The 24,376-nt window shown below is 63.3% G+C and carries 19 protein-coding genes and 2 tRNA genes; 12 read left to right on the top strand and 9 right to left on the bottom strand.

Annotated elements, in window-relative coordinates:
• Positions 1-14: 14 nt before the first annotated feature.
• Positions 15-2,129 carry a RecQ family ATP-dependent DNA helicase gene (locus RIF85_RS00435; RefSeq protein WP_309069931.1) on the bottom strand — a complete coding sequence of 705 codons (2,115 nt, stop codon included), beginning with the start codon at positions 2,127-2,129 and terminating at the stop codon, positions 15-17.
• 123 nt (positions 2,130-2,252) lie between these two features.
• On the opposite strand from RIF85_RS00435, the gene RIF85_RS00430 reads away from it, so the two are divergent.
• Positions 2,253-3,659, top strand: coding sequence for a phosphomannomutase/phosphoglucomutase (locus RIF85_RS00430; protein WP_309069930.1), 1,407 nt, complete (start codon positions 2,253-2,255; stop codon positions 3,657-3,659).
• A gap of 75 nt (positions 3,660-3,734) precedes the next feature.
• On the opposite strand, the gene RIF85_RS00425 is transcribed toward RIF85_RS00430, so the two are convergent.
• The gene (locus RIF85_RS00425; protein WP_309069929.1) at positions 3,735-5,594 is read right to left on the bottom strand and encodes a phosphoenolpyruvate carboxykinase (GTP); all 1,860 of its coding nucleotides are present in this window, start codon (positions 5,592-5,594) and stop codon (positions 3,735-3,737) included.
• Between the two features lie 292 nt (positions 5,595-5,886).
• Between RIF85_RS00425 and RIF85_RS00420 the strand changes: the two genes are divergently transcribed.
• Both RIF85_RS00420 and RIF85_RS00415 read left to right on the top strand, forming a co-directional pair.
• Positions 5,887-5,962, top strand: a tRNA-Arg gene (locus RIF85_RS00420).
• A 109-nt stretch (positions 5,963-6,071) separates the two neighbouring features.
• Positions 6,072-7,484 (top strand): NAD(P)/FAD-dependent oxidoreductase, encoded by a 1,413-nt coding sequence (locus RIF85_RS00415; RefSeq protein ID WP_309069928.1) that lies wholly within the window; start codon positions 6,072-6,074, stop codon positions 7,482-7,484.
• On the opposite strand, the gene RIF85_RS00410 is transcribed toward RIF85_RS00415, so the two are convergent.
• The 3 genes from RIF85_RS00410 to upp all read right to left on the bottom strand — a co-directional run bounded on the left by RIF85_RS00410 (position 7,481) and on the right by upp (position 9,964).
• On the bottom strand, positions 7,481-8,005 hold the full coding sequence (locus RIF85_RS00410) for a histidine phosphatase family protein (RefSeq protein ID WP_309069927.1): 525 nt from the start codon (positions 8,003-8,005) through the stop codon (positions 7,481-7,483). The two genes, RIF85_RS00415 and RIF85_RS00410, sit on opposite strands and share 4 nt — an antisense overlap.
• Before the next feature lie 30 nt (positions 8,006-8,035).
• The gene (locus RIF85_RS00405; protein WP_309069926.1) at positions 8,036-8,878 is read right to left on the bottom strand and encodes a winged helix-turn-helix domain-containing protein; all 843 of its coding nucleotides are present in this window, start codon (positions 8,876-8,878) and stop codon (positions 8,036-8,038) included.
• Between the two features lie 450 nt (positions 8,879-9,328).
• Positions 9,329-9,964: a uracil phosphoribosyltransferase gene (gene upp / locus RIF85_RS00400; RefSeq protein ID WP_299167573.1), complete on the bottom strand. Its 636-nt coding sequence runs from the start codon at positions 9,962-9,964 to the stop codon at positions 9,329-9,331.
• A 22-nt stretch (positions 9,965-9,986) separates the two neighbouring features.
• Here upp and tadA point away from each other — a divergent pair, with 22 nt between their 5' ends.
• From tadA to RIF85_RS00375, 5 genes are all read left to right on the top strand, one after another.
• Entirely contained in the window at positions 9,987-10,466 is a 480-nt protein-coding gene (gene tadA / locus RIF85_RS00395) for a tRNA adenosine(34) deaminase TadA (protein WP_309069925.1), read from the top strand.
• A gap of 45 nt (positions 10,467-10,511) precedes the next feature.
• Positions 10,512-11,435, top strand: a complete 924-nt coding sequence (locus RIF85_RS00390) for an SDR family NAD(P)-dependent oxidoreductase (RefSeq protein ID WP_309069924.1) — start codon at positions 10,512-10,514, stop codon at positions 11,433-11,435.
• A gap of 103 nt (positions 11,436-11,538) precedes the next feature.
• Positions 11,539-12,000 carry a pyridoxamine 5'-phosphate oxidase family protein gene (locus tag RIF85_RS00385; protein ID WP_309069923.1) on the top strand — a complete coding sequence of 154 codons (462 nt, stop codon included), beginning with the start codon at positions 11,539-11,541 and terminating at the stop codon, positions 11,998-12,000.
• Between the two features lie 52 nt (positions 12,001-12,052).
• Positions 12,053-12,142: transfer RNA gene (locus tag RIF85_RS00380), tRNA-Ser, on the top strand.
• A gap of 81 nt (positions 12,143-12,223) precedes the next feature.
• Positions 12,224-13,264 carry an AAA family ATPase gene (locus RIF85_RS00375; RefSeq protein ID WP_309069922.1) on the top strand — a complete coding sequence of 347 codons (1,041 nt, stop codon included), beginning with the start codon at positions 12,224-12,226 and terminating at the stop codon, positions 13,262-13,264.
• Positions 13,265-13,468: 204 nt separating this feature from the next.
• Here RIF85_RS00375 and RIF85_RS00370 read toward each other — a convergent pair whose 3' ends face one another.
• The 4 genes from RIF85_RS00370 to ectB all read right to left on the bottom strand — a co-directional run bounded on the left by RIF85_RS00370 (position 13,469) and on the right by ectB (position 21,385).
• On the bottom strand, positions 13,469-14,191 hold the full coding sequence (locus RIF85_RS00370) for a lysyl oxidase family protein (RefSeq protein WP_309069921.1): 723 nt from the start codon (positions 14,189-14,191) through the stop codon (positions 13,469-13,471).
• A 317-nt stretch (positions 14,192-14,508) separates the two neighbouring features.
• Positions 14,509-18,741, bottom strand: a complete 4,233-nt coding sequence (locus tag RIF85_RS00365; RefSeq protein WP_309069920.1) for a Pls/PosA family non-ribosomal peptide synthetase — start codon at positions 18,739-18,741, stop codon at positions 14,509-14,511.
• Positions 18,738-20,018 (bottom strand): aspartate kinase, encoded by a 1,281-nt coding sequence (locus tag RIF85_RS00360; RefSeq protein WP_309069919.1) that lies wholly within the window; start codon positions 20,016-20,018, stop codon positions 18,738-18,740. The genes RIF85_RS00365 and RIF85_RS00360 overlap by 4 nt, the downstream gene beginning before the upstream one ends.
• A gap of 95 nt (positions 20,019-20,113) precedes the next feature.
• Positions 20,114-21,385: a diaminobutyrate--2-oxoglutarate transaminase gene (gene ectB / locus RIF85_RS00355; RefSeq protein WP_309069918.1), complete on the bottom strand. Its 1,272-nt coding sequence runs from the start codon at positions 21,383-21,385 to the stop codon at positions 20,114-20,116.
• Positions 21,386-21,603: 218 nt separating this feature from the next.
• On the opposite strand from ectB, the gene RIF85_RS00350 reads away from it, so the two are divergent.
• From RIF85_RS00350 to RIF85_RS00335, 4 genes are all read left to right on the top strand, one after another.
• Positions 21,604-22,071 (top strand): 23S rRNA (pseudouridine(1915)-N(3))-methyltransferase RlmH, encoded by a 468-nt coding sequence (locus RIF85_RS00350; protein ID WP_309069917.1) that lies wholly within the window; start codon positions 21,604-21,606, stop codon positions 22,069-22,071.
• A gap of 97 nt (positions 22,072-22,168) precedes the next feature.
• Positions 22,169-22,768, top strand: a complete 600-nt coding sequence (locus RIF85_RS00345; protein ID WP_309069916.1) for a hypothetical protein — start codon at positions 22,169-22,171, stop codon at positions 22,766-22,768.
• 78 nt (positions 22,769-22,846) lie between these two features.
• Positions 22,847-23,581, top strand: a complete 735-nt coding sequence (locus RIF85_RS00340; RefSeq protein WP_309069915.1) for a YcnI family protein — start codon at positions 22,847-22,849, stop codon at positions 23,579-23,581.
• Between the two features lie 82 nt (positions 23,582-23,663).
• Positions 23,664-24,350, top strand: a complete 687-nt coding sequence (locus tag RIF85_RS00335; RefSeq protein ID WP_309069914.1) for a DUF4232 domain-containing protein — start codon at positions 23,664-23,666, stop codon at positions 24,348-24,350.
• Positions 24,351-24,376 lie beyond the last annotated feature (26 nt).

Raw genomic sequence — 24,376 nt, 5'->3', positions numbered from 1 at the left:
CTCCACCGGCCGCGTCAGGCCTTGAGCGCGAGCACGAAGGGAAGCACCTCCTGAGCACCCGCCTGCCGGAGCGCCCTTCCGGCGACGGTGATACTCCAGCGGCTGTCCGCCAGGTCATCGACCAACAGCACCGGCCCCGGGTTCGCTCCGAACCAGGCTCGGCCTTCCTCTGGCACCGCGAACTTTTCCCATACCGAGGCGAGACGGAACGCGCTGTTGCCGCCGGAGCTGCCGCTTGGCCATCCCTGCGGCAACTGCAGTGCGCCGAGGTACGGAATACGTCCGACTCCGGCCAGGCCCTCGGCGAGTGATCGGATGAGGAGGGGACGCCGTCGGGATGGCATGCTGACCACCGCTACCGGGCGGGTGTCCCAGTGCCACTCCGACAGAACACGGACACAGGCCTGCGCGGCGGCAGGATCCAGTGCCGCATCCTCCGTTGCATCTGCCAGGAGTTCTCGCACCCGGTTGCCCCACCCGAGGTCGGTCATGCGAGCCAGCGCGCGACCGGCGGAGACCTGCTGGTCGGCGGCGATACGGCCCTTGACGGGCACATTCAGCTTGTCCATCCCGGACGGCCATTGCCCCCTGGGCTCCAGAAGGACACCCACCCTGCCGAGGGCGCTTCCCGCGCTCTCCGAGGCATCGTGCGAAACCTCATCGGAGTACCACGGGCCGGCACAGTTGTCGCACCGGCCGCACGGTGCGGCCGAGGGGTCGTCGAGCGCAGCGGCAAGGAACTCCATTCGGCAACTGCCGGTGTTCTCATAATCGAGCATCGCGTTCTGTTCGTGGACCCGTGCCTGCGAAATGCGGGCGTAGCGCTCGCGATCGTAGGTCCAGCGGTTTCCGGTTGCCTGCCACCCGCCGGTGACCTTCCGTACTGCCCCGTCCACATCGAGCACCTTCAGGAGGAGCTCGAGAGGTGAGCGGCGCACATCGACGCGGGTCTCCAGAGCCGGGGTGGAGAGCACTGCACCACCGGCGAGCTCCTCAAGAATGCGCTGCGCCTTGTCTTCTGCCGGCATCGACGCAGTAGCGAAGTACTCCCAGATGTCGCGGTCTTCATTTCCCGGAAGCAGCAGGACGTCTGCGTTGGGCGTACCTCGCCCGGCCCTGCCAACCTGCTGGTAGTAGGCGACCGGCGACGAGGGCGCCCCGAGATGGACCACGAATCCAAGATCCGGCTTGTCGAATCCCATCCCGAGGGCGCTGGTGGCGACGAGAGCCTTCACGTCGTTGTTCTTCAGCGCCTGCTCTGCGGATTCGCGGTCCGCAGGGTCGGTGCGCCCTGTATAGGCAAGCACTGCATGACCGCTTTCACGCAGGAGCCGCGCTGTGTCTTCTGCGGCTGAGACGGTAAGGGTGTAGATGATGCCGCTCCCCGGAAGCTCCCCCAGATGAGTCAGCAGCCATGCCAGCCGCGACTTCGGACTGGGAAGGCGGAGCACACCCAACCGCAACGACTTCCGGGCAAGTTCCCCCCGCAGCGTATAAACGGCTGTTCCGTCAGTGCCGAGCTGATCCTCGACGTCCTCGACCACCCGCGAGTTGGCAGTAGCAGTAGTTGCCAGCACCGGAACGCCGGACGGCAGGGTGGTGATGAGGTCGCGGAGCCGGCGATAGTCCGGCCGGAAATCGTGTCCCCAGTCGGAGATGCAGTGGGCTTCATCGATCACCAGCAGCCCGGTTCGCCGGATAAGTTCGGGGAGCTGATTCTCCCGGAAACCCGGATTGTTGAGCCGTTCGGGCGAGACAAGCAGAACGTCGAGCTGGTTCGCTTCAAGCTGTGCGGTGATTTCCTGCCACTCCGTCTGGTTCGCGGAGTTGATCGCCGCGGCTCTGACCCCGGCACGCTCGGCAGCCGCCACCTGATCCCGCATCAGGGCCAACAGCGGTGACACGATGAGGGTGGGCCCGGCACCGGCCGAACGCAGCAGGAGGCTCGCAACGAAGTAGACAGCTGACTTTCCCCAACCGGTGCGCTGAACCACCAGAGCGCGGCGGCCGCCATGAACCAGTGCCTCGATCGCCTCGAACTGCCCCTCATGGAAAGCGGCATCCTCACGACCCACAAGGGTTCGGAGAATAGAGAGCGCCTGCTGGTGCAGGGTGGTTGTTTCAGCCATGCGCCCCAGTATGGCAGTTGCAACCGACGCTCCCGTGGCCCTCTTCGCGAGTGTGGACAACCGTCGTCGTCTGTTACTCCCCACCCCGCGGTGGCGGGTAACAGACCGGTTAGACTTTCCAGCGTGACTACAACCATCGACCTTTCCGCATCGTTCAAGGCCTATGACGTTCGAGGGATTGTCGGTGAAACCATCACCGTGGAGTCCGTCAGGGCAGTAGGTGCTGCTTTTGTCGATGTAATCGGCCTTGCCGGGGAAACGATCCTGGTGGGAGGAGACATGCGTCCTTCCTCCCCTGAGTTCTCCGAAGCGTTCGCGGAGGGAGCTACCGCCCGCGGCGCCGACGTTATTTTTCTGGGCCAGATCTCCACCGATGAGTTGTACTACGCGAGCGGAACCTTCAACGCAGCGGGCGTCACCTTCACCGCCAGCCACAACCCCGCGCAGTACAACGGTATGAAGATGTCACGGCCCGGCGCCGTCCCGGTGTCGTCCGAGTCCGGCCTGGCGGAGATCAGGGAACTGGCCGAACAGTATCTTGGGGAAGGTTCCATCCCGTCAGCCGACCGGCGGGGCTCCACTTCTTCCCGCGACGTTCTCAAGGATTACGCACAGTACCTGCGCTCACTGGTGGACCTGTCCGGAAGCCGTCCGCTGAAGGTGGTCGTTGACGCCGGCAACGGCATGGCCGGCCTCACCACTCCCGCCGTTCTTGGTGCAGAGTTCCTCGAGGCTCTGCCGCTGGAGATTGTCCCGCTCTACTTCGAACTCGACGGCACCTTCCCCAACCACCCAGCCAACCCCCTGGAGCCCGAGAATCTCCATGACCTGCAGCAGGCCGTGGTCAGCAACGGGGCGGACATCGGCCTCGCATTCGACGGTGACGCCGACCGGTGCTTCGTCATCGATGAGCAGGGCAATCCCGTCTCGCCGAGCGCCATCACCGGTATGGTTGCGCGCCGGGAGATCCGCCGCGCCCAGGCAGCCGGCGAGCAGGAACCTGTAATCATCCACAACCTGATCACCTCCCGTGCGGTTCCCGAGCTTGTCCGTGCGGAGGGCGGCCGCCCGGTGCGGACCCGCGTAGGGCACTCGTTCATCAAGGCAGTCATGGCCGAGGAAGGCGCAGTCTTCGGCGGCGAGCACTCGGCCCACTACTACTTCCGGGAGTTCTGGAATGCTGACACCGGCATGCTCGCAGCCATGCACGTTCTTGCGGCGCTCGGCGAGCAGAATGAGCCGCTGTCGGAACTCGGCCGCGAATACGAGCCCTACTTTGCCTCCGGCGAGCTCAACACCAAGCTCGACGACGTCCGGGCTGCTATTGCGCGCGTGCGCCAGGAATTCGACAACGACGGCGTCACGGTCGACGAAGTCGACGGCCTCACTTTCACCGCGGACGACGGATCGTGGTGGTTCAACCTCCGCGCGTCCAACACGGAGCCGTTCCTGCGGCTGAACGCGGAAGCAGAAAATCCCCAGACACTCGAAAACCTGACCTCAGCCGTCCTGGAGCAGATCCGCCAGTAACAGCTGCTCGGTCAATAAGCAGTGTGGCCGGTTCCGCCTTCAAGCAGAACCGGCCACAAGTGTCTTGACTGCCGCCTAGGCGGCGAACCGCTCCTTCAGGCGCTGCAATTCGCTGGAAAGCTCCTGCGGGAGGGAATCACCGAACTGCTGGTACCACTCCTCAATACCCTTGAGCTCTGCTGCCCACTCGTCAGCATCGACGCGAACCGCCTGCTCGACGTCCGCCGGCGTGAGGTCCAACCCGGTCAGGTCGAGGGCATCAGGCGCAGGGACGTACCCAATGGGCGTCTCGACTCCCTCGGCCTGGCCTTCGAGCCGCTCGATGATCCACTTGAGCACGCGGGAGTTGTCACCGAAGCCAGGCCACGCGAAACCGCCGTCAGCGGTACGGCGGAACCAGTTGACGAGGAAAATCTTCGGCAGCCGTTCCTGATTTGCCTGCCCACTCACCTTCAGCCAGTGGCTAAGGTAGTCACCGGCGTCGTAACCGATGAAGGGCAACATCGCCATCGGATCACGACGCACCCGACCTACTGCTCCTGCAGCGGCGGCCGTGGTTTCGGAGGAAAGGGTGGAGCCCATGAAGATGCCGTTGGTCCAGTCACGGGACTCGGTGACCAACGGAACCGTGGTCTTGCGGCGACCGCCGAACAGAATGGCCGACAGCTCGACACCCTCAGGATCGTTGAACTCCTCAGCGAGCATGTCGATCTGGTCGATCGGCGTGCAGAAACGTGCGTTCGGGTGCGCGGCGGTGGCGCCTGATGTGGGCGTCCAGTCGTTGCCCTGCCAGTCCGTCAGGTGCGCCGGCACCTCCTCGGTCATCCCCTCCCACCAGACGCCGCCGTCGTCGGTCAACGCCACGTTGGTGAAGATGGAGTTGCCCTTGGCAATGGCGCGCATGGCATTCGGGTTGGTCTGCCAGCCGGTGCCGGGGGCTACGCCGAACAGGCCCGCCTCCGGGTTGACCGCGCGAAGTTCGCCTTCCTTGCCGAATCGCATCCAGGTGATGTCATCCCCAAGGGTTTCGACCTTCCACCCGTCGATGGTCGGGTCCAGCAGGGCCAGGTTGGTCTTGCCGCACGCGGATGGGAACGCAGCCGAGACGTAGTACGTCTTGTTCGCGGGTGAGGTGAGCTTCAGGATGAGCATGTGCTCGGCGAGCCAACCCTCGTCCCGGGCCATCACGGAAGCGATCCGCAGCGCGTAGCACTTCTTGCCGAGCAGTGCGTTCCCGCCGTAGCCGGAGCCGAAGGACCAGATGGAGCGTTCCTCCGGGAAGTGCACAATCCACTTCTCCTCGTTGCACGGCCACGCCACGTCCTGCTGGCCCGGCTCCAGCGGTGCACCGACGGAGTGCAGCGCCGGAACGAATTCCGCGTTCAGCTCGGTCAGTCGGTCGAGGACCTCTGTGCCGATCGTCGCCATGATGCGCATGGAGGTCACAACATAGGCGCTGTCGGTGATCTCAACGCCGAACTTGGGGCTCGTGGCGTCCAGATGGCCCATGACGAAGGGGATCACGTACATGGTTCGGCCGCGCATCGAACCGGCGAAGAGCCCGCGCAGCTTCTCCTTCATCGCGTCCGGGTCCATCCAATTGTTGGTGAAGCCGGCGTCGCGCTCGTTGCGAGAGCAGATGAAAGTTTGTTCTTCGACGCGGGCAACATCGGCCGGATCGGAGAACGCAGCAAAGGAGTTCGGGAAGAGTTCAGAATTGAGTCTTGTGAACGTTCCGGCGGAGACCAGTTCGTCACTGAGCTGATGATTCTCCTCTTCGGATCCGTTGACCCAATACACCCGGTCCGGCTGTGTCAGCGCGGCAGTCTCCTCAACCCATGCCAGCAGTTCCTGGTGCGTTGTCGGTGCAGTTGTCGCTGCGTCCCGGTCATTCACTCGGTCAGCGAGCAGCGGCTGTCGCGCGGTATCGCCCATTTCTTGTCCCTTCGTTGGGTGGGTGGTGTGTATCGATGCTAGGGGCGTGATTACGGGCTACTACCGCGATTGCAGGAGTACAGTACGAGTTGAGCCGCGCCGAAACCGCGAGTTTCCGCGGAAGTCGAAAGAGAATAACGTTTCACTCTGTGACAAAGGTCACATAGACCGGTCTATACTACTTTTCAGTAGATTCCCGCTCCTGAGCTCAATTAGCGTTAGGTGCCGATTGGCTGTAAAGTTATCTACGGCCAAACGGCCATGAGAAAGTCACTCAAAAGACTTTTGAAATGCGTGCGTAGCTCAACGGATAGAGCATCTGACTACGGATCAGAAGGTTGGGGGTTCGAATCCCTTCGCGCGCACCAGTCCAACCGCCTCGGGAAACCGGGGCGGTTTTGCTTTAACCTCCGTGCGACCGACCGGGGATTGCGCGCTCCCTTGCCCAGCCTTCACCGCAGTGAAAGGCTCAGGACCATGAGCCCTTCCCAAAATCCTGACGTCGTTGTTATCGGAGCCGGCGCCGTCGGCGAGAACGCTGCCGCCCGTGTGGCTCAAGGCGGACTTTCCATTGTCCTCGTTGAGTTCGAACTCGTCGGCGGTGAATGTTCCTACTGGGCTTGCATGCCCTCCAAGGCGCTATTACGGCCAAGCTCTGCGCTGCACGCCGCTAGTGCAGTGGCCGGCTCGCGCGAGGCAGTGACGGGCACACTGGATGCGCAGCAAGTGCTGGCTCGCCGGGACGAGTTCACATCGCACTGGGACGACTCCTCGCAGGTTGAGTGGGTGGAAGGCGCCGGCATCACGCTGGTCCGCGGACGTGCCCGCCTCACCGGTGAGCGTCGCGTTGAAGTCATCACCGACGACGGCGCCATCACGCTGGAAGCCCGGCACGCCGTCGTTCTTGCGACCGGCTCCACGCCCTCCATACCGCCCATCGATGGCCTGAAGGATCTCCCATACTGGGGCACCCGCGAAGCGACAGCGGCCAAGGAAATTCCCGAAAGCCTCACCGTCCTCGGTGGCGGCGTCAGTGGCACAGAACTGGCCCAGGCCTACGCCCGACTCGGCTCATCGGTGACCCTCGTCGCGCGGAGCGCGCTGCTGGGCTCCTACCCCGAACCCGCCACCCGCCTGGTCCAGCAGGGCATCGAGAACGACGGCGTCACCCTCCACCTGAACACCGGCACCACCTCCGTCGCGTACGACGGCAACCGGTTCCGTGTGACCCTGGCCGGCGGCACCGTGGTGGAGTCGGAGAAGCTTCTGGTATCCACCGGACGCCGTCCGGCCCTGTCAGGTCTGGGCATCGAACAGTTTGGACTTGAGCCGCGCGGCTTGGAAACGGATGACTCGGGACAGGTCAGCGGCCACCCGTGGCTGTATGCCGTGGGTGATGCAGCCGGGAAGGTGCTGCTCACGCATCAGGGCAAGTACGAGGCCCGGATGACGGGGGACGCGATCGTTGCGCGAGCCAACGGTTCCCTAAGCGGGCAGCCCGAACCCTGGAGCCGGTTCGCTGCGACTGCCGACACCTATGCGGTGCCCCAGGTCGTCTTCACGGATCCCGAGATCGCAATGGCGGGCCGAACCCTCGAGGCGGCCAGACGGGATGGGCTGAACGTCAGCGAGACATCGCTCGAACTCGCGGTCGCCGGCTCCTCGCTGCATGCGGACGGATACGAGGGCTGGGCCCAGATGATCGTGGACGAAGACCGCTCCGTCCTCGTCGGCGTCACCTTCGCCGGCCCGGACGTCGCCGAACTCCTACACGCGGCGACCATCGCCATTGCCGGGGAGGTGCCGCTGCACCGGCTCTGGCATGCGGTGCCTGCGTATCCGACAATCAGCGAGGTATGGCTGCGTTTGCTCGAGAAGTACGGGCTTTAGGCGCGGCGGACCACGAAATTGGTCACATCGGCGTCGCGGCCGTCGAGTTCAGCCCAACGGCCGCCATGGCTAAGGACGCTCAGCCCTGCCGTTGGGTAATGCGTGGCCAGGTCCACAACGGAGTCCTCGTCCGAATCGGCTGACGCCAGGCGCATGGCAAGGTTCTGAATGCCAGGCAGGTGCCCTATCACGAGGACGCTCGTCGCTGTCTCCGGAACATGGTTGATCACCGTCAGCATCTCCGTGGCGCTGGCCGCATAGAGCTTCGGCTCCAGCCGGGGCGTCGGGGCCTTCTCCCCCAATTCCTGGCACACCCAAATGCAGGTCTGGCGCGCCCGCAGGGCCGACGACGTCAAAATCAGGTCAGGTACGGCGTCGTTCTCCACCATCCAGCGCCCAATGAGCGGTGCGTCCCGATGCCCCCGCGCACTGAGCGGGCGCTCATGGTCCGCCACTTCGCCATGCCAGTCGGACTTGGCATGCCGCAGGAGCATCAGGCGCTTCAGGTGGTGTGAGGACATTCCCTCACCCTACTTCGTGACGGGCGGCAGCTAGATGGAGTACTCCGGAGCGGCCCACACAACAACCTCAGGGTGCTCATAGAACCGGTATCCCTGGCCGCGGACAGTGCGGACGGTGTTGGCCAGCCGGCCGAGCTTGGAGCGCAGGCGGCGGATGTGTACGTCAATGGTGCGCTCATTAGGCACCTCATCGGCATTGCGCCACAGACCGCTGAGGAGTTCCTCGCGCCCCACGGTTCGGGAGGCATTCTCCACCAGGTAGTTGAGGAGTTCGAACTCCTTGAACGTCAGGTTCAGGATTTCACCGTCCAGGTGAACTTCGCGCCTGGAGAGATCGATCAGGACACCGGTAGGACGGGGTGCAGGCGGCGGAGTGGGCTGCTGCTCGGTGCGCGGCCGGCGGTTGACCGTCGGGTCCCCCAGCGCCTGCCTGACCACGTCGATGTCAGTGCCGACGGCGTCTGACGGAGCAAGCGCAACTGCAGCGTGACTCTGGGCGCCGGGCACCAGGGTGCGGACATAGGCCCGTACATCCTGTGCCAGCTTGCTCAGTGTGGTGTCGTGCTCAGCGGCAGTGTCTTCGTCCAGCGCGACGTACAGCACGAATCCGCGTGCGGTGGTGTCGCCGGTGACCGCCTGCGGTCCGGGAATCCCGTTGGGTGTCACCACTGGAACCGGCGCCGTGATGGGCTGAGCAGAGTCAGCGGGCGAAGGCACGGGCTTCAGCTGTCCGTAGCTCGGAGCATAAGCGGCAGCAGTTGGCTGGCTGTAGGCGGGGAAACCGGGACGCTGCCCGTAAGCCTGCCGTTGAAGGCTGGCGCGGTTCTGCGCGTTGCGGAGGGAAATGTGGACGTATCCGGAAGAAACGGTCATGTCTAAACAACCTCATGGTGAATCGCCGTCATCACGGCTCGAATGCAGGGGTGTGCCCGGTCGGGATGGAGCTTCTGTGGAGCCCGCCGTTGGGCTAGAAAATGCGTAAGAGGGTGGGGTAAACCGTTACGCGCACATTCGACAGCAGCGAGTTCCCTGTGCGGGCAAGACGCCCGGGAAATAAGCTGCGGCTGCAGATGCTGCTGAGTTGGTGTTCACAATTCGAATTATTGCACGTAACAATCCGCTACGCGCAAGTAACAATGGTAGAGCGTCCGCATTCTGGACAGGCAACGCCGCCGGACTAATCGTCAAGCACGCCGTGCCAGCGGCGCCGGATCGCAGACGGTACGCGGCATTCGCGAAGAGAACAAAGCAATCCGTCTGGAAAGTGAACCGGTTGCGAACCGGGTGCCACACCCCGCTGACCACATTGTGGACAGCGGGAGGCTAACCTACGACGCCGTAAAGGCGGTCACCGGCGTCGCCCAAACCGGGGACGATGTACGCATTCTCGTTCAGCTTTTCGTCAATCGAGGCAAGCACGATGGTGACGTTGGTCCCCTCCAACTCCTGCCTGAGGGCCTCAAGGCCTTCGGGCGCCGCGAGCAGGCAGATGCACGTAACATCGGCCGCGCCTCTGCGGAACAGGAACTTGATCGCTTCGCGGAGGGTGCCGCCGGTGGCGAGCATCGGGTCGAGAACAAACACCTGCCGGCCGGTGAGGTCATCCGGTAGACGCTCGGCGTAGGTGATGGCCTCGAGGGTCTCCTCATTGCGCGCCATTCCCAGGAATCCCACTTCCGCAGTGGGCACGAGGCGTGTCATTCCCTCAAGCATGCCGAGCCCGGCGCGCAGGATAGGGACAACCAGAGGCGTCGGCTTCACCAGGCCCGTCCCGACGGCGGTGGTCACCGGAGTCTCGATCTGCACCGGCTCCACGCGCACATCCCGGGTGGCCTCGTAGGCCAGCAGCGTTACCAACTCCTCGGTGAGCAACCGGAAGACCGGTGACGGAGTGTTCTTGTCCCTCAGGACCGTCAGCTTGTGGGACACCAGGGGATGGTCGACAACCAGAACGCGCATTGGTCAAAAGTATCATTGGCTCATGCCCGCCCACCCTGCTCCTGCGCCCCGGGACTACGACGCGTGGATGGTACTGGCGCTGGAAGCCGCTCGGCGCACTGGCGAGACGGCGGACGTGCCGATAGGCGCCGTCGTCGTCGGTCCTGACGGGATGGTGCTGGGCACCGGTTGGAATGAGCGCGAGGCAACCGGCGATCCAACCGCCCACGCAGAAGTCCTGGCCATCCGGCGGGCTGCGGCAGCCATCGGGGCCTGGCGGCTTGAGGGCTGCACCCTGGTGGTGACCCTGGAACCGTGTGCGATGTGTGCGGGAGCCAGCGTGCTGGCGCGGATTCCGCGCGTCGTGTTCGGGGCGTGGGATGAGAAGGCCGGGGCTTCAGGGTCCGTCTTCGACGTTTTGCGTGAACGTCGCCTGAATCACTGGACCGAGGTGTTCCCCGGGGTCCTGGAAGATGAGTGCTCTGCGCTTCTGAAGGACTTCTTCGCTATCCGCAGAGGCTGACGTAGTGTGGTTGATAAGCGTGCTTATCAACTCCCTGGAGGTCCCGTGAAGCGCGGTCGAAGTATTGCCGGAGCCGTCGTCGTTATTACCGGCGCCGGAAGCGGTATCGGTAGAGCCGCCGCCCGGACATTCGCTGCGCAGGGAGCCCACCTGGTGCTGGCCGCGCGTGGTGAGGAAAACCTGCAGGAAGTTACGAACGAGTGCCGGGAACGAGGCGCCCGCGTGGCCTGCGTGCCGACGGACGTTTGCGATGAGGGTCAGGTAGCGGCCCTGATGCAAGCGGCCATCGCCGAGTTCGGCCGGATCGACGTGTGCGTGATCAACGCCTCGGTGTATGGCTATGGCACCTTCGAAGCCACGCCTTCGGACGTGTTCAGCAAGATCATCGACACCAACCTGGTAGGTGCGGCGGCTACCGCCCGGCATGCGCTCTCGCACATGCGCGAGGCCGGCACTGGGACTTTGATCTTCATCGGTTCGGTCTACTCAAGAATCACGTCCCCCTATGTATCGGCATATGTGGCCAGCAAGTTCGGCCTGTACGGCCTGGTACGCGTACTCCGGCAGGAGCTGCGCAAGACGCCGGAGCTACACGTCTCACTCGTGCTGCCTGCCACGATCGACACGCCCATCTATCAACACGCCGCGAACTACACCGGACATGACGTGCATCCCCTGCCGCCCGTGGTCCGCCCTGACAGGGTGGCGCAGGCGATTCTCCGCTGTGCTGAAAACCCCCGCGCGGTGACCATCGTGGGGGCGGTCCAGCGGACCTTCATACCCCTGCATGCGCTGCTCCCCCGAATCTACGATGCGTGCGTCGGTCCGTTGATGGATCTCGTCGCGCTTCGGCGGGGCGGGGAAGGGGCACATCCGGGTACTGTCCTGCGGTCATCGCCGGGGTCGAATTCAGTCACGGGCGGCTGGGGGAAGCTGGGACGCCTTCACCGGAGGACACCCCCACACTGAATGACCACTCGCGCAGCACATCGAACGAGCACCAAGAGTAACGAGCACCAAGAGTAACGAGCACGAGGAATATGGAGAAGGAATGAACTCGCAGTAGGACGGCATGAAGGAACTCATCAAGATCGTCAAGGACGCGGACATCGCGATCCTGACCACTATCAATGCCCAGGGTCAGCTCGTGAGCCGACCGCTCGCGGTCCAGGAGGCGGAGTTCGACGGCGACCTGTGGTTCTTCACGGAGGATCCCTCTCCGAAGGCGGACGACATCCGGGCCAACCCACAGGTCAACGTGTCCATCAGCAGCGACAAGGGGTACCTTTCCATCGCCGGCACCGCCATGCTGACGAAGGATCGGGCGAAGATCGACGAGCTGTGGAGCGCTTCCGTGAAGCCCTGGTTCGATGGGAAGGACGATCCCTCGGTGGCACTGATCAAGGTCGACGCGGACACTGCCGAGTACTGGTCGATGGATACACCGCGCGTCGTGGCCGCCTTCAAAATCGCCAAGGGGATGGTTACCGGCGAGCGCCCCGATCCGGGCAAGAACGACGTCGTGAACCTGTAGTACTGCCCATTTTGGGCGGAGGGCACCTCAGCCGGTAAAGTAGGGCACCGTTGGTGACGTGTCCGAGCGGCCGAAGGTGCAACACTCGAAATGTTGTTTGGTGTAAAAGCCAACGTGGGTTCAAATCCCACCGTCACCGCCACGTGAGAAGGTCCCGGTTCACTTGTACGAGGGGGCCGGGACCTTCTGCGTTGTTGGTGCCGGTCGGTACTACAGTGGAGGCATGGCTGCAAGCCGGAATCCGCTCGATGACCTGCGCGAAACCATCGGTCATCTGGCCGACCAACTCAAGCTGCCCGGTTCGGAGCGCGTCGACGACCTGGTCGGCGATCTCATCGGTACGAGGCCTGGACCGGCCCGGCCGCTCTCCGAACTGCAGGCCGAGCTCGACGCCCTGGTCGGACTGGAAACCGTGAAGGAACAGGTCCGGGCCCTCGTCGCACTGCTCCAGGTCCAGGCCCGCCGTAAGACGCATGGCCTACCGGAGGTGGCCACTTCACAGCATCTGGTGTTCCTCGGAAACCCGGGCACGGGCAAGACCACCGTGGCGCGGCTCCTGGCGGAGATGTACCGCGCGGTCGGTCTGCTGCAGAAGGGCCACCTTGTCGAGGTCGACCGGTCGGGGTTGGTGGGACAGTACGTGGGCGCGACCGCCATCAAGACGGACCGGGTGATCCGGCGTGCGCTGGACGGCGTCCTGTTCATCGACGAGGCCTACGCGCTGGCCCCGGAGGACGGCCGGATGGACTTCGGCCCCGAGGCGATCGAGGTCCTGCTCAAGCGAATGGAGGACCACCGCCACCGCCTTGTCGTGATCGTGGCCGGATACCCGCGGCTGATGGAGTCCTTCCTGCTCTCAAACCCCGGGCTGCGCTCCCGGTTTGCCCGCGAGATCACGTTCCCCGACTACTCCGTCGACGCACTCCAGACGATCTTCCACCGGATGTTGGCCCAGCATGAGTACACCCTGGAGCCGGGTGCCGACCAGATGTTGCGCCGCATCCTCGCCGGGCTTCACGCGGGCGAGGACTCCGGCAACGCACGGTTCGCCCGCACGCTGTTCGAGCAGGCCCTTAACCGTCAGGCGCTGCGGCTGTCGTCGGAGGATCAAAGTCTCGACGCGCTCGACCGTGAGGCCGTTATGACGCTCACGGCAGACGACATCGTCGAGGCCGCACTGGCCCTGGGGGAAGAGCCGGAGCCGGAACCGGAACGGACGCCGGAACCGGAACAATCACGCTGGTGGCGCTGGCTGGTCGGTTAGCCAGTCGTGGTCTTCCGCCTCGAGTACAGCGGAGCCCTCCATCGTTACCCCGTAGTGCACGAAGGCATTCACCCCGAGTGAACAGCCCGCCCCGATGGATATGCCTTCCACTTTTAAGGCACCGTCTTCCACGAGCCAGGAGCTCCGATCCTGCACGCTACAAGGAGAAGGGAGGAAGTTCCGAGTTACCGGAAGCTTCGAGCGTTAACAGCCCTGTTTGACGACGGTGGCCTCTCTTTCGGTGATGTGCACCAGGGTCGAGGTCAGGTTGTTGTCGTCGTTTTTCTCGGTAAGGGCACGGTTAGGATCTGCCTCTGCCTCGAGGCAGAAGTTTCCGGGCAGTTTCAGGTCCTTCAGCTCGATGTATTGACCCTCGAGGTACCAGTCGTAGGAGTCCACCCATCCTTCGGTCATTCCTTGAATTAGCTCCGTAAGCTCTGATTCTTCGTCTTCGCCGCAGTAATAGTCGTCGTCGCTGTATCTGGAGGGTGTGTCGCGCAGGGCGCCGTCATCACGTAGGCACCATCCTTCCTTGCGGGAGCCCCGCCACTCGTCACTGTCCTCCGGTCGCATCCGGTAGCGCTCGAACTCCTGCAGGTGGAAGTGGTCGTGCCCGTCGAAAGTTTCGTACCGCATGATGGCGTCCGTTTCCACCGACCTCCAATTACCATCTGCTTGCAGGACGTCTTGAGAAACCTTCAGATCGGGCTCTTCTGTACTGGACCGGGTACCGGTCACTTGCATCGGACCGTCACCGTCATTGAGGACATCGGCGGTGAAGCGAAGCACCTTCTCGCCGCGGTCATAACCGATGTGGATCGATTGCAGCGGCAGCATTACCAGGTCGGGGAGTAGATCACCCGCGCCAGCCGAAGCTGCCGGCGATGCTTCGACGGCCGTCGGCGGGGAGGATTCTGCAGGGTCCAACGACGCATCGCCCTGCGCAGAACATGAAGAAACCGTGATCGCTAGGACCGCCGCCACGCAGGGGCGCCAGTAACAGGTCGACGAAGCTATTGCCCGCCGCAATGAGATCATTCTGATGTCGGAGGAAGGTGATTTCCTTATCTTGGTTCTGGTCGTTCCTGGCAAGGGGCCGCCGCATGGCCGGTTGGCTTTTGCATGTGAACAGCAGCCTCCCCCATAGCCGTGTTGGCAGCAGGTTGGGGATTCCGTGAAGGTTTCTGTGAGCTTCGGTGGCTTTGCTCTGCGTACCATTGACGTTGTCCTATTCGTAGATTCGGTTAGTGGCGCGCTATGAGGGCGGGTTTCCGATGTGCCTCGTGGGCAGGGATTCGGTGGGAGCCGTGGGATGGGCGCCAGCTGGCTGGGAGCCGCCTGTTTGCTGCCCGGTGCCGCGGGCCGGGCGGGATTGTCGCCGTCCTTGCTGCCTTTCTGGTTTCGCGGGCGGGGTTGCCGGCGTAGACGGAGTTGTCCGGCACATCCTCGCCCTTCATTAGGAGGGAGTCAGCTTCGAGGACGACGCCGTTGCCCATGGTGACCCCGTAGTTGACGAAGGACTCAACGCTTAGAGAGCAGCGGTCGCCTAGCACGATGTGGTCCGACTTGAACGTTCCGTCCTCAAGGGAGTGGCCCTGTATGGCGGTGCCTTCATTAAAGGCACAGTCGTCCCCGATGGTCACCAGGGTTTTCTCTGGGATATTGACCCCGGCATCGTAGAGCCTCTTTCCGACCTTCACGCCGAGCATTCTCCAGATGAGCGCTTTGAACGGGGTCCCGTTGAATGGCGGTGTCGCCAGCAGCTTCCACAGCCGCTCATGGCGCCAGAAGTATGGGTCGTAGATGGAGCAGTACTGCGGGGTCAGGTGCCGGAAGCCCATCACTGCGCGTTCGACCAGCACGGAGAACAGGACGCGGAATACCAGAAATGCCAGCGTCGCCAGGGCGAGTGCGAGAGCACCGAGAACTCCGTGGAGGGTGACAGCAACAGCGGTCAGCAGGGTGCCGACGAACAGCAGGAACCAGCGTACGGACAGGAACAGGACCATGCTGACGATATTGTGCCGGTTCTTGGCGGGCAAAAGCCTGTTCTTTGCTTCCTCGATCTTCAGTTCGTCGAACTGGGCGTCGCGCATGACCGCGCGTGGGATTTCGAAGGGCGGCGAGCCCAGCAGCCCTATCCCGGTCCGGACCGGTCCGTCGATGGGGATCATTACTTTCGTCGCTAGCAGGCAGTTTTCTCCCACATGGGCACCGATGGGGAAGGTGAGGTCGTTACCGAGGAAGTTCCGTGGAGCGATCCGTACCTGTTTCAGTTGGAAGGACGTGCTGGAGAAGTCGGCGTTCATAAGGTTCAGGCCGTCGGAAACCATGGTTCCTGTTCCGACGGAGGACAGGTAGGGCGATTCGTGGGCCACCTCGGGGCCGAAGTTCGATCCGGTTTGTTCCACCTTGCCAAGGTTGTACCCGAGCGCGGAGAGGTAGTGAGTGATGTAGGAGCTGTCCCCGAACACGTCCTTGTACAGCTTTATGTTCGAAATCCTCGCCAGGGCGCGTTGGAACGAGTAGTGCAGGCCGTAGAGCGGGTAGACGGTATCGGGTTTCAGGATGGTGTTCAACAGCCGCGGAACGGTCAGGACAACAACTAAACCGGTGATGAAACCGCCTATGAACAGCGTCAAGGTCACCAGCATGGTGTCTAGGAAAAAGCCTAGGTTTCCCAGTCTCAGATGATCCAGTCCCAGGTACTCCGGCAGCAGGGCGGACAAGCCGAGCAGCCCGACCGGAAAAACGAGCAAGAGACGGTTCGCCAGTTGAAGGAGGCTGTAAGTAACCCGCCTGCGGGTGCTGCAATTGGTGGGCTCCACGCGCCGGTAGTTCGTGCTGGTAAGGGCTGCGGGCGAGCCGTGCCACGTCTGCCCGGCTGGTACCGACTGTGATGTTTGCAGGGACGAGGCGTGCCCCAGCTGGGCATCGTCTCCCATCGAGCTGCCGATGTCCAGGGTTGTTTTCTCGGAGATGAGCACATTCCGTCCCAAGGTGACGGGACCCGTCTCGATGACTCCCGAGCGGGCGCGGCAGCACAGGAAGAAGGAGTTCTTATGGATGACGGTGCCATCTCCCACGGTGAACAGGTCAGTGCACACCGGGACCATGCGGGAGAAGATCACGACGCCCTTTCCGATCTTCGCACCGAGCATCCGCAGGTACAGCAGGTACAGAGGTGAGCCGGCAAAGAGCACAAGAGGATTGGTCTGGATAAGGGTTTTGACCGCCCAGAACCGGACATAGGCCATACTCCAGATCTGGATTTCCGCCGCTTTCCACCGTCCGATCAGGATCCATTTCAACAGGACCGGCACTAGCGACAGCACCACGAACGTTGCAGCACCGAAAGCTATGGCGCGGGCCCACATCTGCACGAGTTCGCCGCCCGTCGAGATCCACTCATAACCTAAGACCAGCAGCAGCGAGGCCCACGTGAGGTAGCCCAAAAAGATCAGCATCTGCAGCGCCCCGCACATGACGTACTGTGCCGTGCTGGCAGTCCTCCGCGCCGGAACGGCCTCCGTGGCGGGCGCTGCTCCGCCGTCGGTCTCCGGCTGGCTCGCGCCCAGAAGCAGTGCGAGTTGCTGAACCGACGGATTCAGATAGATGTCCTTCATCGCGGGCGGAAGGAGGTCTGCATGCCTTCGAACCCTGGCGCAGAAGTGCGCCATCAGCAGGGAGTTCGCACCGAGGTCATTGAAGAAGTGTGCGTCGGTGGAGACTCGATCCAGACGAAGGACCGCGCCGAGTTCCGCTGCCAGCAATTCCTCCGTTGGCGTCGCAGGCGCCGTATAGGTGCCGGTAACGGCCAGACTAAGCCTGTTCGCCGGTTGCGGTAGGCGTTTCCGGTCGGCCTTGTCGCTGGCCATCATCGGAATGGCCGTGAGCCGTTCGAAGTAGGCCGGGACCATGTAGCCCGGGAGTCGAAGCCTGAGCATGTTGTAGATGTCATGCGGATCGAGGTCCACGCTGTCATGGCGCAGCGTGTAGTAGGCGGCCAGCTCCACCAACCCGGGCTCGGGTTCGTAGGTCGACACGACCGCCTGAGCGACGCCTGGTACCTGCAGAAGAACGGATTCAATTTCTGTCAGTTCAATACGGTAGCCACGGATCTTCACCTGGGTGTCAATGCGGCCAAAGTATTCGATTTCACCGTCGTTATTGATTCTTCCCAAGTCGCCGGTGCGGTAGATCCGGCCGGACGGGTTGTTGTCGAGCTGGAGGAAGTCCGCGATGAACGCCCGCTCAGTTAGGTCCTGCCGATTGATGTATCCGCGGGCTAGTCCGACGCCGGCCAATCCGATCTCCCCGCTTTCGCCGATCTGCAGGGCCCGGTCTTCGTCAGGGTCAAGGATCACGGCAGAGTAGGTGGGCAGGGGCACCCCCAGCGTTACTGAGCGGTCCGGGTCGGCGACGGCCACGGTCGCGGTGACAGTCGCTTCCGTGGGCCCGTAGACGTTCAGGAACCGGCGTCCGGGCCGGTGCCAGCGGGTGATCAGGTCGCGGGGGCAGGCCTCACCGGAGACCAACAGGAATCGCAGGCCGGGCAGGTCTTCATCGATGGTAGCCAGCAGGGTCGGAACGCAGCACAGGGCGGTGATACGGCGGTCCTGCAGATAATCAGCCAGTTCAGCTCCCAGAAGGCTGGAACCGCCGGGCTTGGGAACCAGAGTGGCTCCGATCATCCATGGCACCCATATTTCCTCTACAGAGAAGTCAAAGGCGATGGTCATGCCCTGGTAAACGCGGTCCTCCGGTGTGTAGCCGTAAACCTCCGCGGCAACACGGACGAAGTTGCAGATACTGGAATGCTCAACTCCAACCCCTTTAGGGCGCCCGGTCGAGCCGGAGGTGTAGATGATGTACGCCAATTCGTCGTCCACACCGCCTTCGGGAAGGGCAGACAGGCGGGACGGATCCTCGGCCGCGACATGTACGCGCACATGGTCGAGGCACACTACGGGGGCAGCGACTTCAGGGAGCAGATCCTTCAAATGCGTGAGGGACAGGACCAGGGCAGCGTCGGCATCTTCCACTATGTACTTCAGCCGGTCCGCCGGAAAACCGGGGTCAAGAGGGACGTATGCTGCGTGGATCTTCAGCACGGCCAGCATTGCGATATAGGCCTGCCACGGCTGATCGAACAGGAGGGCAATCCGGTCTCCGGGACGGGCGCCGCACACCAGCAGGTGCCGGGCGAGCTGGTTCGCCCGTCCATCGAGCTCGTCATAGCTGAGGATGACTTCCCCCGTGTCAACGGCTAGCTGGCCTCCCTGCCCCTGGCTCCGCAGGCTGTCACAGCGGCCCTCAAACAGGTGATTGAGCCGCTCGCCCGCCCGCCAGCGGGCAGTGTGGTCGATGTCCTCCGCCTTCAGGACGGGTCCGGCTCCGGTCGATCCAAAGGACCCGACGCCGTGCAGTTGGACGGGGCGGTTCATTCCGGAATCGGTTTGGGACGTTCTGTTCATGAGTTCCCCTCTTCTTCAAGAGCCGACCAGCCTTTCCCGAGGCCGAATGCCGCTTCAACCCTTGCTACCGCGAGTGGGAGCGATTCTGCAGGGATGACCGCCGAAAGGGATAGCTCCGACGTTTCCATCAGCTGGACGGGAATGTTCGCGTCGGAAAGCTCCCGGAGAAATACGAAAAGCACCTCCGCGGACGATCGCATGCCAAGCCCGGAAACCGTGATCCGGCCCATCCGATCCTGAACCTGAACACTGCTGAATCCGATGGTCTCCTGCAGCGCGGTCAGGGTGGCAACCGCCGTAGACGCTTCGGCTGATGGAAGTGCAAACACAACGTCAGAACTGGTGTGGTCCAATGCGTGCGAGGCCTGGGAAATCGTGGTGAAAGCCACCCCCGATTTGATCAGGCCCTCGAAAATCCCCACGGTGGCCTCGGGTCTCCCCGGCACATCGGCGATCGTGACCGTGGCCGCGGAGTTGTTGCTGGTTACCATCGAGACGACAGGCTGTTCCCCTGCGGATCTCCGGCGGTTGCCGTCCAGGCACGGCAGGACAAGAGTTCCGGGATTCTGGGTGAACGACGACCGCACGTGAATGGGAATGTTCCACCGGCGAGCATACTCAACACTTCGGAGATGCAGGATACCCGCGCCGGACGCTGCCAGTTCAAGCATCGCCTCACTCGAAAGTGCATCGATCTTTCGGGCGCTTGGCACCACCCGGGGATCTGCCGTGTAAACGCCGTCAACGTCGGTATAGATTTCGCAGATACTCGCTCCCAGCGCTGCGGCGAGCGCTACGGCGGTAAGGTCGGATCCTCCTCGGCCGAGGGTGGTGATTTCTCGCTTCTTCTTCCGGACCCTGCCCTGGAATCCCGCCACGATGGCGATGCCTCCCTGATCGACCCAGTCGCGGACTCGATGGGGTTTGACCTCAACGATGTGAGCATGACCGTAGGCGTGGTCGGTCAGGACTCCCGCCTGTTTGCCAGTGAACGTGCGGGCGCTGACGCCGAGATCAGCAAGGGCCATGGCGAGGAGCGTCGTCGGAATGAGCTCGCCCGTCATCAATAGCGCATCCAGATGCGGTTGACACGGATGTTCAGAAACACAGCCCGCCAGTTTCAGCAACTGGTCCGTGGTGTCGCCCATCGCAGAAACCACGCCCACCACCTTGTATCCGGCCGAGTGCGCGCTGGCGAGCCGATGAGCCACCCGCTGGATGCACGCGGGATCCTTGACAGAAGAACCACCGAACTTCTGTACGATCAGGCTTCCCAATGGCGGTTGGCATCCAGGTGCTCCCACTGAATGCACGTACGCGGATCGACCGGCATAAGGGACACCATCAGCCGGGGGTGCTTCAGCGCCCGCCGTCATGCGACGTCAGCTTCAGCGAAAGAATCACCGGTGACCGAGGAGGCAGCCTCCGCGAGTATGCCCAGGCCCCGCGAAAGGTCGTCCGCGGTGATGGTGAGCGGCGGCATCGTCTTCACAACCTCGCTCTGCGGGCCTGAAGTCTCCACGAGCAGGCCGGCGCGGAAAGCCTCCGCGGTGATTTTGCGGGCTGTCTCCGGGTCCTGATAGTGGATCCCGGCGATCATTCCCCGCCCGCGAACCGTCGCCCCGCAGGTGCGGGCGGCAATGGTTCCCAATCCCTCGTGCAGTTGGGCTATGCGAGCGCCGACCTCTTCCTGAAAGGCCCCGTCGCTCCAGTACTCCTCGAGTGCTGCGGTCGCCGTGACGAATGCGGGGTTATGTCCGCGAAAGGTCCCGTTATGCTCGCCCGGTTCCCAGATATCCAGTGCCGGCCGGAACAACGTCAGTGCCATAGGCAACCCGAAACCCGATATGGACTTCGAGAGGCAGACAATATCGGGTGTTATCCCCGCCGCCTCGAAGCTGAAAAATGATCCCGATCGTCCGCAACCGGCCTGTACATCGTCAACGATCAGGAGAATGCCATGCACGTGGCACAGCTCGCATAGATCCTTGAGCCATGACATCCGCGCTGCTCTGAGACCTCCCTCGCCCTGGACAGTCTCCACGATGACGGCCGCCGGCATGTCGACCCCGGACCCCTTGTCTTCAAGGACCTGCCGTAGCCACATCAGGTGATCCGCCTGATCAGGAAGGTAACCGTCGTACGGAAGGCTTGAAGCGTTGTTGAGCGGGATGCCCGCTCCCCCTCGTTTCATGGAATTGCCCGTCACCGACAGCGAGCCCAGTGTCATCCCATGGAACGCGTTGGTGAAACTGAGGACATGGTGCCGAGCAGTGACCTTGCGGGCGAGCTTGAGGGCGGCTTCGACGGCGTTGGTGCCGGTCGGCCCGGTGAACATCACCTTGTAGTCCAGTCCGCGCGGGATCAGAATCAGGTCACGGAAGGTTTCCAGGAATCTTCGCTTGGCCGCCGTCTTCATGTCGAGTGAGTGCACGATGGCACCGGACTGCAGGTATTGAATCAACGGTGCAAGCAGGAGGGGGTTGTTGTGGCCGTAGTTCAAGGCGCCTGCACCGGAAAAGAAATCTACATACGCCCTTCCGTCCTCGCTATGGACCGTGCTTCCCTCCGCATGGGAGAAAACCGTGTCCCAGTTTCGGCAGTAGGACCGGACATTCGATTCGAGGCTTTCGAAAACATCCATGGTGGGTCTCCTAGGCTCGCCTACCACCGGGGTCTGGTGGTAAGGACCGATATGAACAGTTCCAGCGGAGCTGGAACGTCCCGGCAATAGCTGAGCCTCGCGCCGGTTAGATGTGTGCACGTATGCACGCGTCTACTTTTATGTAGGAAGCTTCCGGCCCGTACCTTATGAAAACCTCGATACGGGAGTGTGTTGGCGGTCGCGCTACGTTGATACACATGGCATTACGCGCTCTGGCTGTCGGCCGGAAACATGAATCCTGGGTGGCCGAGGGAATTGCCCGCTACGAGAAGCGACTCAAGAAGCCTTTCGACCTCTCGTGGCAGCTCATCCCGCATTCAGCCCGCGAGGGTGATGCTGCCCGCGATGAGGAGTCTGCCCGCCTCCTTGAACGGCTCACAGGCAAGAACGCAAGTGACTACGTGATCCTTCTCGATGAGCGGGGCAAAGCCGTGGACTCCCCCACCCTTGCTGCGCGGCTCCAGCAACCGCTCGACAGCTCACGCAACATCACGCTGATCATCGGCGGGGCGTACGGCGTCAATGCGGAAGTGCACCAGCGTGCGGACTTCGTGTGGTCGCTCTCACCGCTCGTATTCCCGCACCAACTGGTGCGCCTCATTCTTGCCGAGCAGCTCTATCGGTCCCAGGAAATTGCAGGGCGCCGTCCCTACCATCACGAGTGAGTACGACCGAGCCAAAGTATCCTCGGCAGCGAATAGAGTAGGACTACACCACTTCTTCTACCGGAAGTAGAAGAAGTGGATTCGGGGAGGAGGAACCATGACGAGCAGCCACGCCCGCATCCTGCGCGCCGCAGCGTGCGCCGTCGTCGTCTTCTTCCTTGCCGCAGGCGCTCACCTGGCGGGTGGAGCAGCTCTCCCCAGCCCCTTCATTCTGGGCGCACTGGCGGTCACCACGCTCCTCGCCGCCACCGTGCTGTCGCGGAGTAAGCTTTCGCTTCCGGCCGTGCTCGGCGTCCTGAGCGCAGGCCAACTCCTCCTTCATGAAGCTTTCACCATGCTTACGACGGCGGCGGCGTGCGTCCCAGCCGCCCGTGACCACTTCGGTCCGCAACAGGTGCACTGCTCGCCGACCGGCGGGCTTGAGCATGCGCATGCTTTCTCGCTGTTCGATAATCCGGTGATGTTCGGGGCGCACGCAGTAGCGGTCGTGGTCACGGCGTTGATGCTGTATCACGGGGAGTCCGCGGTTGAGCTGGCGGTGCAGTGGCTACGGCCGCTCGTCATGCTTCCCCGGCTGAGAGCCATCCTGCCGGTCACCGACCTGCCGCCCCTCCCCGACATCCCGGCGCGCAACTACCTTGCACCCCTGCTGGACTTCCGACCGCTGCGCGGTCCGCCCCTGCCCACCTCTCACTGACTCACACCGGCGGTCTTCTGACGCGCCATTTCCCTGATCCCGCTGGCCCTTGAGCCAGCACCCCTGAGAGGTAACACCATGAAGACTTCAATTCGCCGTACCCTGACAGCTGCCGCCGCGACCACCGGCTTGATGGGCCTTGGGCTCGCCGGCGCCGCCGCACACGTGACCATCGAACCCGACACCACTTCGGCCGGGGCGTTTGCCCTCCTGAACGTGTCTTTCTCCCACGGTTGCGACGGCTCGCCGACCAACAAGCTCACCATCTCCCTGCCGGAGCCGCTGGTGGACGCCAAGCCGGAGATTGTTCCCGGCTGGACCGTGGAGAAAGTGACCGAGAAGCTCGACGAACCACTGACCCTGGACAACGGGTCCAGCGTCACGGAGCGCGTCGGGCAGATTGTGTACACCGCCGAGACCCCGGTCGAGGACGGCTATCTGCAGCAGTTCGATATGTCGGTCCAGCTGCCTGATGCCGAAGGCGAGACCATCGCGTTCCCCGTGCTGCAGAGTTGCGTGGAAGGCGAGACCGACTGGGCTGAAGTTCCCGCCGAAGGTGAAGACCCGCACAGCCTTGAGGCTCCGGCCCCAACCATCACCCTGACCGGTGCTGAAGAGGGCGGGCACGGCGAGGCAGAGGAAGCGGCGGTGGAGTCGGAATCCGCTGCCGAAACCGCTGACCTGGAGAGTGCGTCCGCGGGCGATGACACCTCCGGCGCTGGGACCGCGGGCTATGTCGGCCTCGGAGCAGGCGTGCTCGGGTTGATCGCCGGAGTGGCCGCCCTTCTGCGCACCCGCAAGGCCAAGGCGTAACGGAAGCGGGCTCCCTGCGTCACTCAGCCCTGCACCGCCGAGGCTGTTTGACGCGGGGAACCTTCGCCGTAAGGGTGGTTTTATGACTACCCGCCTCTCCACTCCCCGCCTGCTCGCCGCCGCCGTTCTCCTCGGAACGCTTCCCTTGGCCGGCTGCGCGTCCGGGGAGCCCGCCCAGGAATCCACCAGTCCGGCGTCGTCCGCCGCCGCTCCCACGGTGGAAGCCAGCTCCTCGCCGGAGTCTTCGGTTCCGGCATCAGCGTCACCGTCCGCCGACTCTACTGAGAGCGGCGAACCGGACCCTTCGGAGGCCGCAACCTCCAGCCCGACGGCGGCGCCCACCGACGGCGCATGCACCGCCGACATGCTGAGTGCCGCGCTGGAGACCGAGATGGGAGGAGGCGCCGCGGGCAGCGTCTACCGACAGATCATCTTCACCAACGCGTCCGACGAGGAATGCGAAATTACCGGCTACCCGGGCGTCTCCTACGTTAACGCCGCGGGCGAGCAGGTCGGGGCTCCCGCAGAACGCGAGCCGGGCGAATCCGCCGAGGTGGTTCTCGCGCCGGGAGAAATGGCCGTTGCGCCTGTCAAACAGACCAACGCCGAGAACTACGGCGCTGAGTGCGAACCGACAGAAGTTACCGGGCTGCGGGTGTACCCACCGAACGACACTGCGTCGCTGCTCGTTGACCAGGTCGGCACGGCGTGCGCCTCGGAGGACGTGGTGCTCATGACGGTGGCGCCGACCAAGCCGCTCGCGCCATAACCGACCCCGCGCGGCTTGTCCCCCAC

It is taken from the genome of Arthrobacter sp. (genome assembly GCF_031179385.1).
Lineage (GTDB): Bacteria > Actinomycetota > Actinomycetes > Actinomycetales > Micrococcaceae > Arthrobacter_D.
This window is presented reverse-complemented; position numbering and strand designations above follow the sequence as displayed.

Bases quoted from the DNA above. Each gene is read 5' to 3' on its own strand.
- RIF85_RS00345 (WP_309069916.1), top strand. From the start codon at position 22,169: ATGACGAGCAGCCACGCCCGCATCCTGCGCGCCGCAGCGTGCGCCGTC.
- RIF85_RS00425 (WP_309069929.1), bottom strand. From the start codon at position 5,594: ATGGGCGATACCGCGCGACAGCCGCTGCTCGCTGACCGAGTGAATGAC.
- ectB (WP_309069918.1), bottom strand. From the start codon at position 21,385: ATGGATGTTTTCGAAAGCCTCGAATCGAATGTCCGGTCCTACTGCCGA.
- RIF85_RS00385 (WP_309069923.1), top strand. From the start codon at position 11,539: ATGAAGGAACTCATCAAGATCGTCAAGGACGCGGACATCGCGATCCTG.
- RIF85_RS00350 (WP_309069917.1), top strand. From the start codon at position 21,604: ATGGCATTACGCGCTCTGGCTGTCGGCCGGAAACATGAATCCTGGGTG.
- upp (WP_299167573.1), bottom strand. From the start codon at position 9,964: ATGCGCGTTCTGGTTGTCGACCATCCCCTGGTGTCCCACAAGCTGACG.
- RIF85_RS00405 (WP_309069926.1), bottom strand. From the start codon at position 8,878: ATGACCGTTTCTTCCGGATACGTCCACATTTCCCTCCGCAACGCGCAG.
- tadA (WP_309069925.1), top strand. From the start codon at position 9,987: ATGCCCGCCCACCCTGCTCCTGCGCCCCGGGACTACGACGCGTGGATG.
- RIF85_RS00415 (WP_309069928.1), top strand. From the start codon at position 6,072: ATGAGCCCTTCCCAAAATCCTGACGTCGTTGTTATCGGAGCCGGCGCC.
- RIF85_RS00375 (WP_309069922.1), top strand. From the start codon at position 12,224: ATGGCTGCAAGCCGGAATCCGCTCGATGACCTGCGCGAAACCATCGGT.
- RIF85_RS00435 (WP_309069931.1), bottom strand. From the start codon at position 2,129: ATGGCTGAAACAACCACCCTGCACCAGCAGGCGCTCTCTATTCTCCGA.
- RIF85_RS00335 (WP_309069914.1), top strand. From the start codon at position 23,664: ATGACTACCCGCCTCTCCACTCCCCGCCTGCTCGCCGCCGCCGTTCTC.
- RIF85_RS00410 (WP_309069927.1), bottom strand. From the start codon at position 8,005: ATGTCCTCACACCACCTGAAGCGCCTGATGCTCCTGCGGCATGCCAAG.
- RIF85_RS00365 (WP_309069920.1), bottom strand. From the start codon at position 18,741: ATGAACAGAACGTCCCAAACCGATTCCGGAATGAACCGCCCCGTCCAA.
- RIF85_RS00340 (WP_309069915.1), top strand. From the start codon at position 22,847: ATGAAGACTTCAATTCGCCGTACCCTGACAGCTGCCGCCGCGACCACC.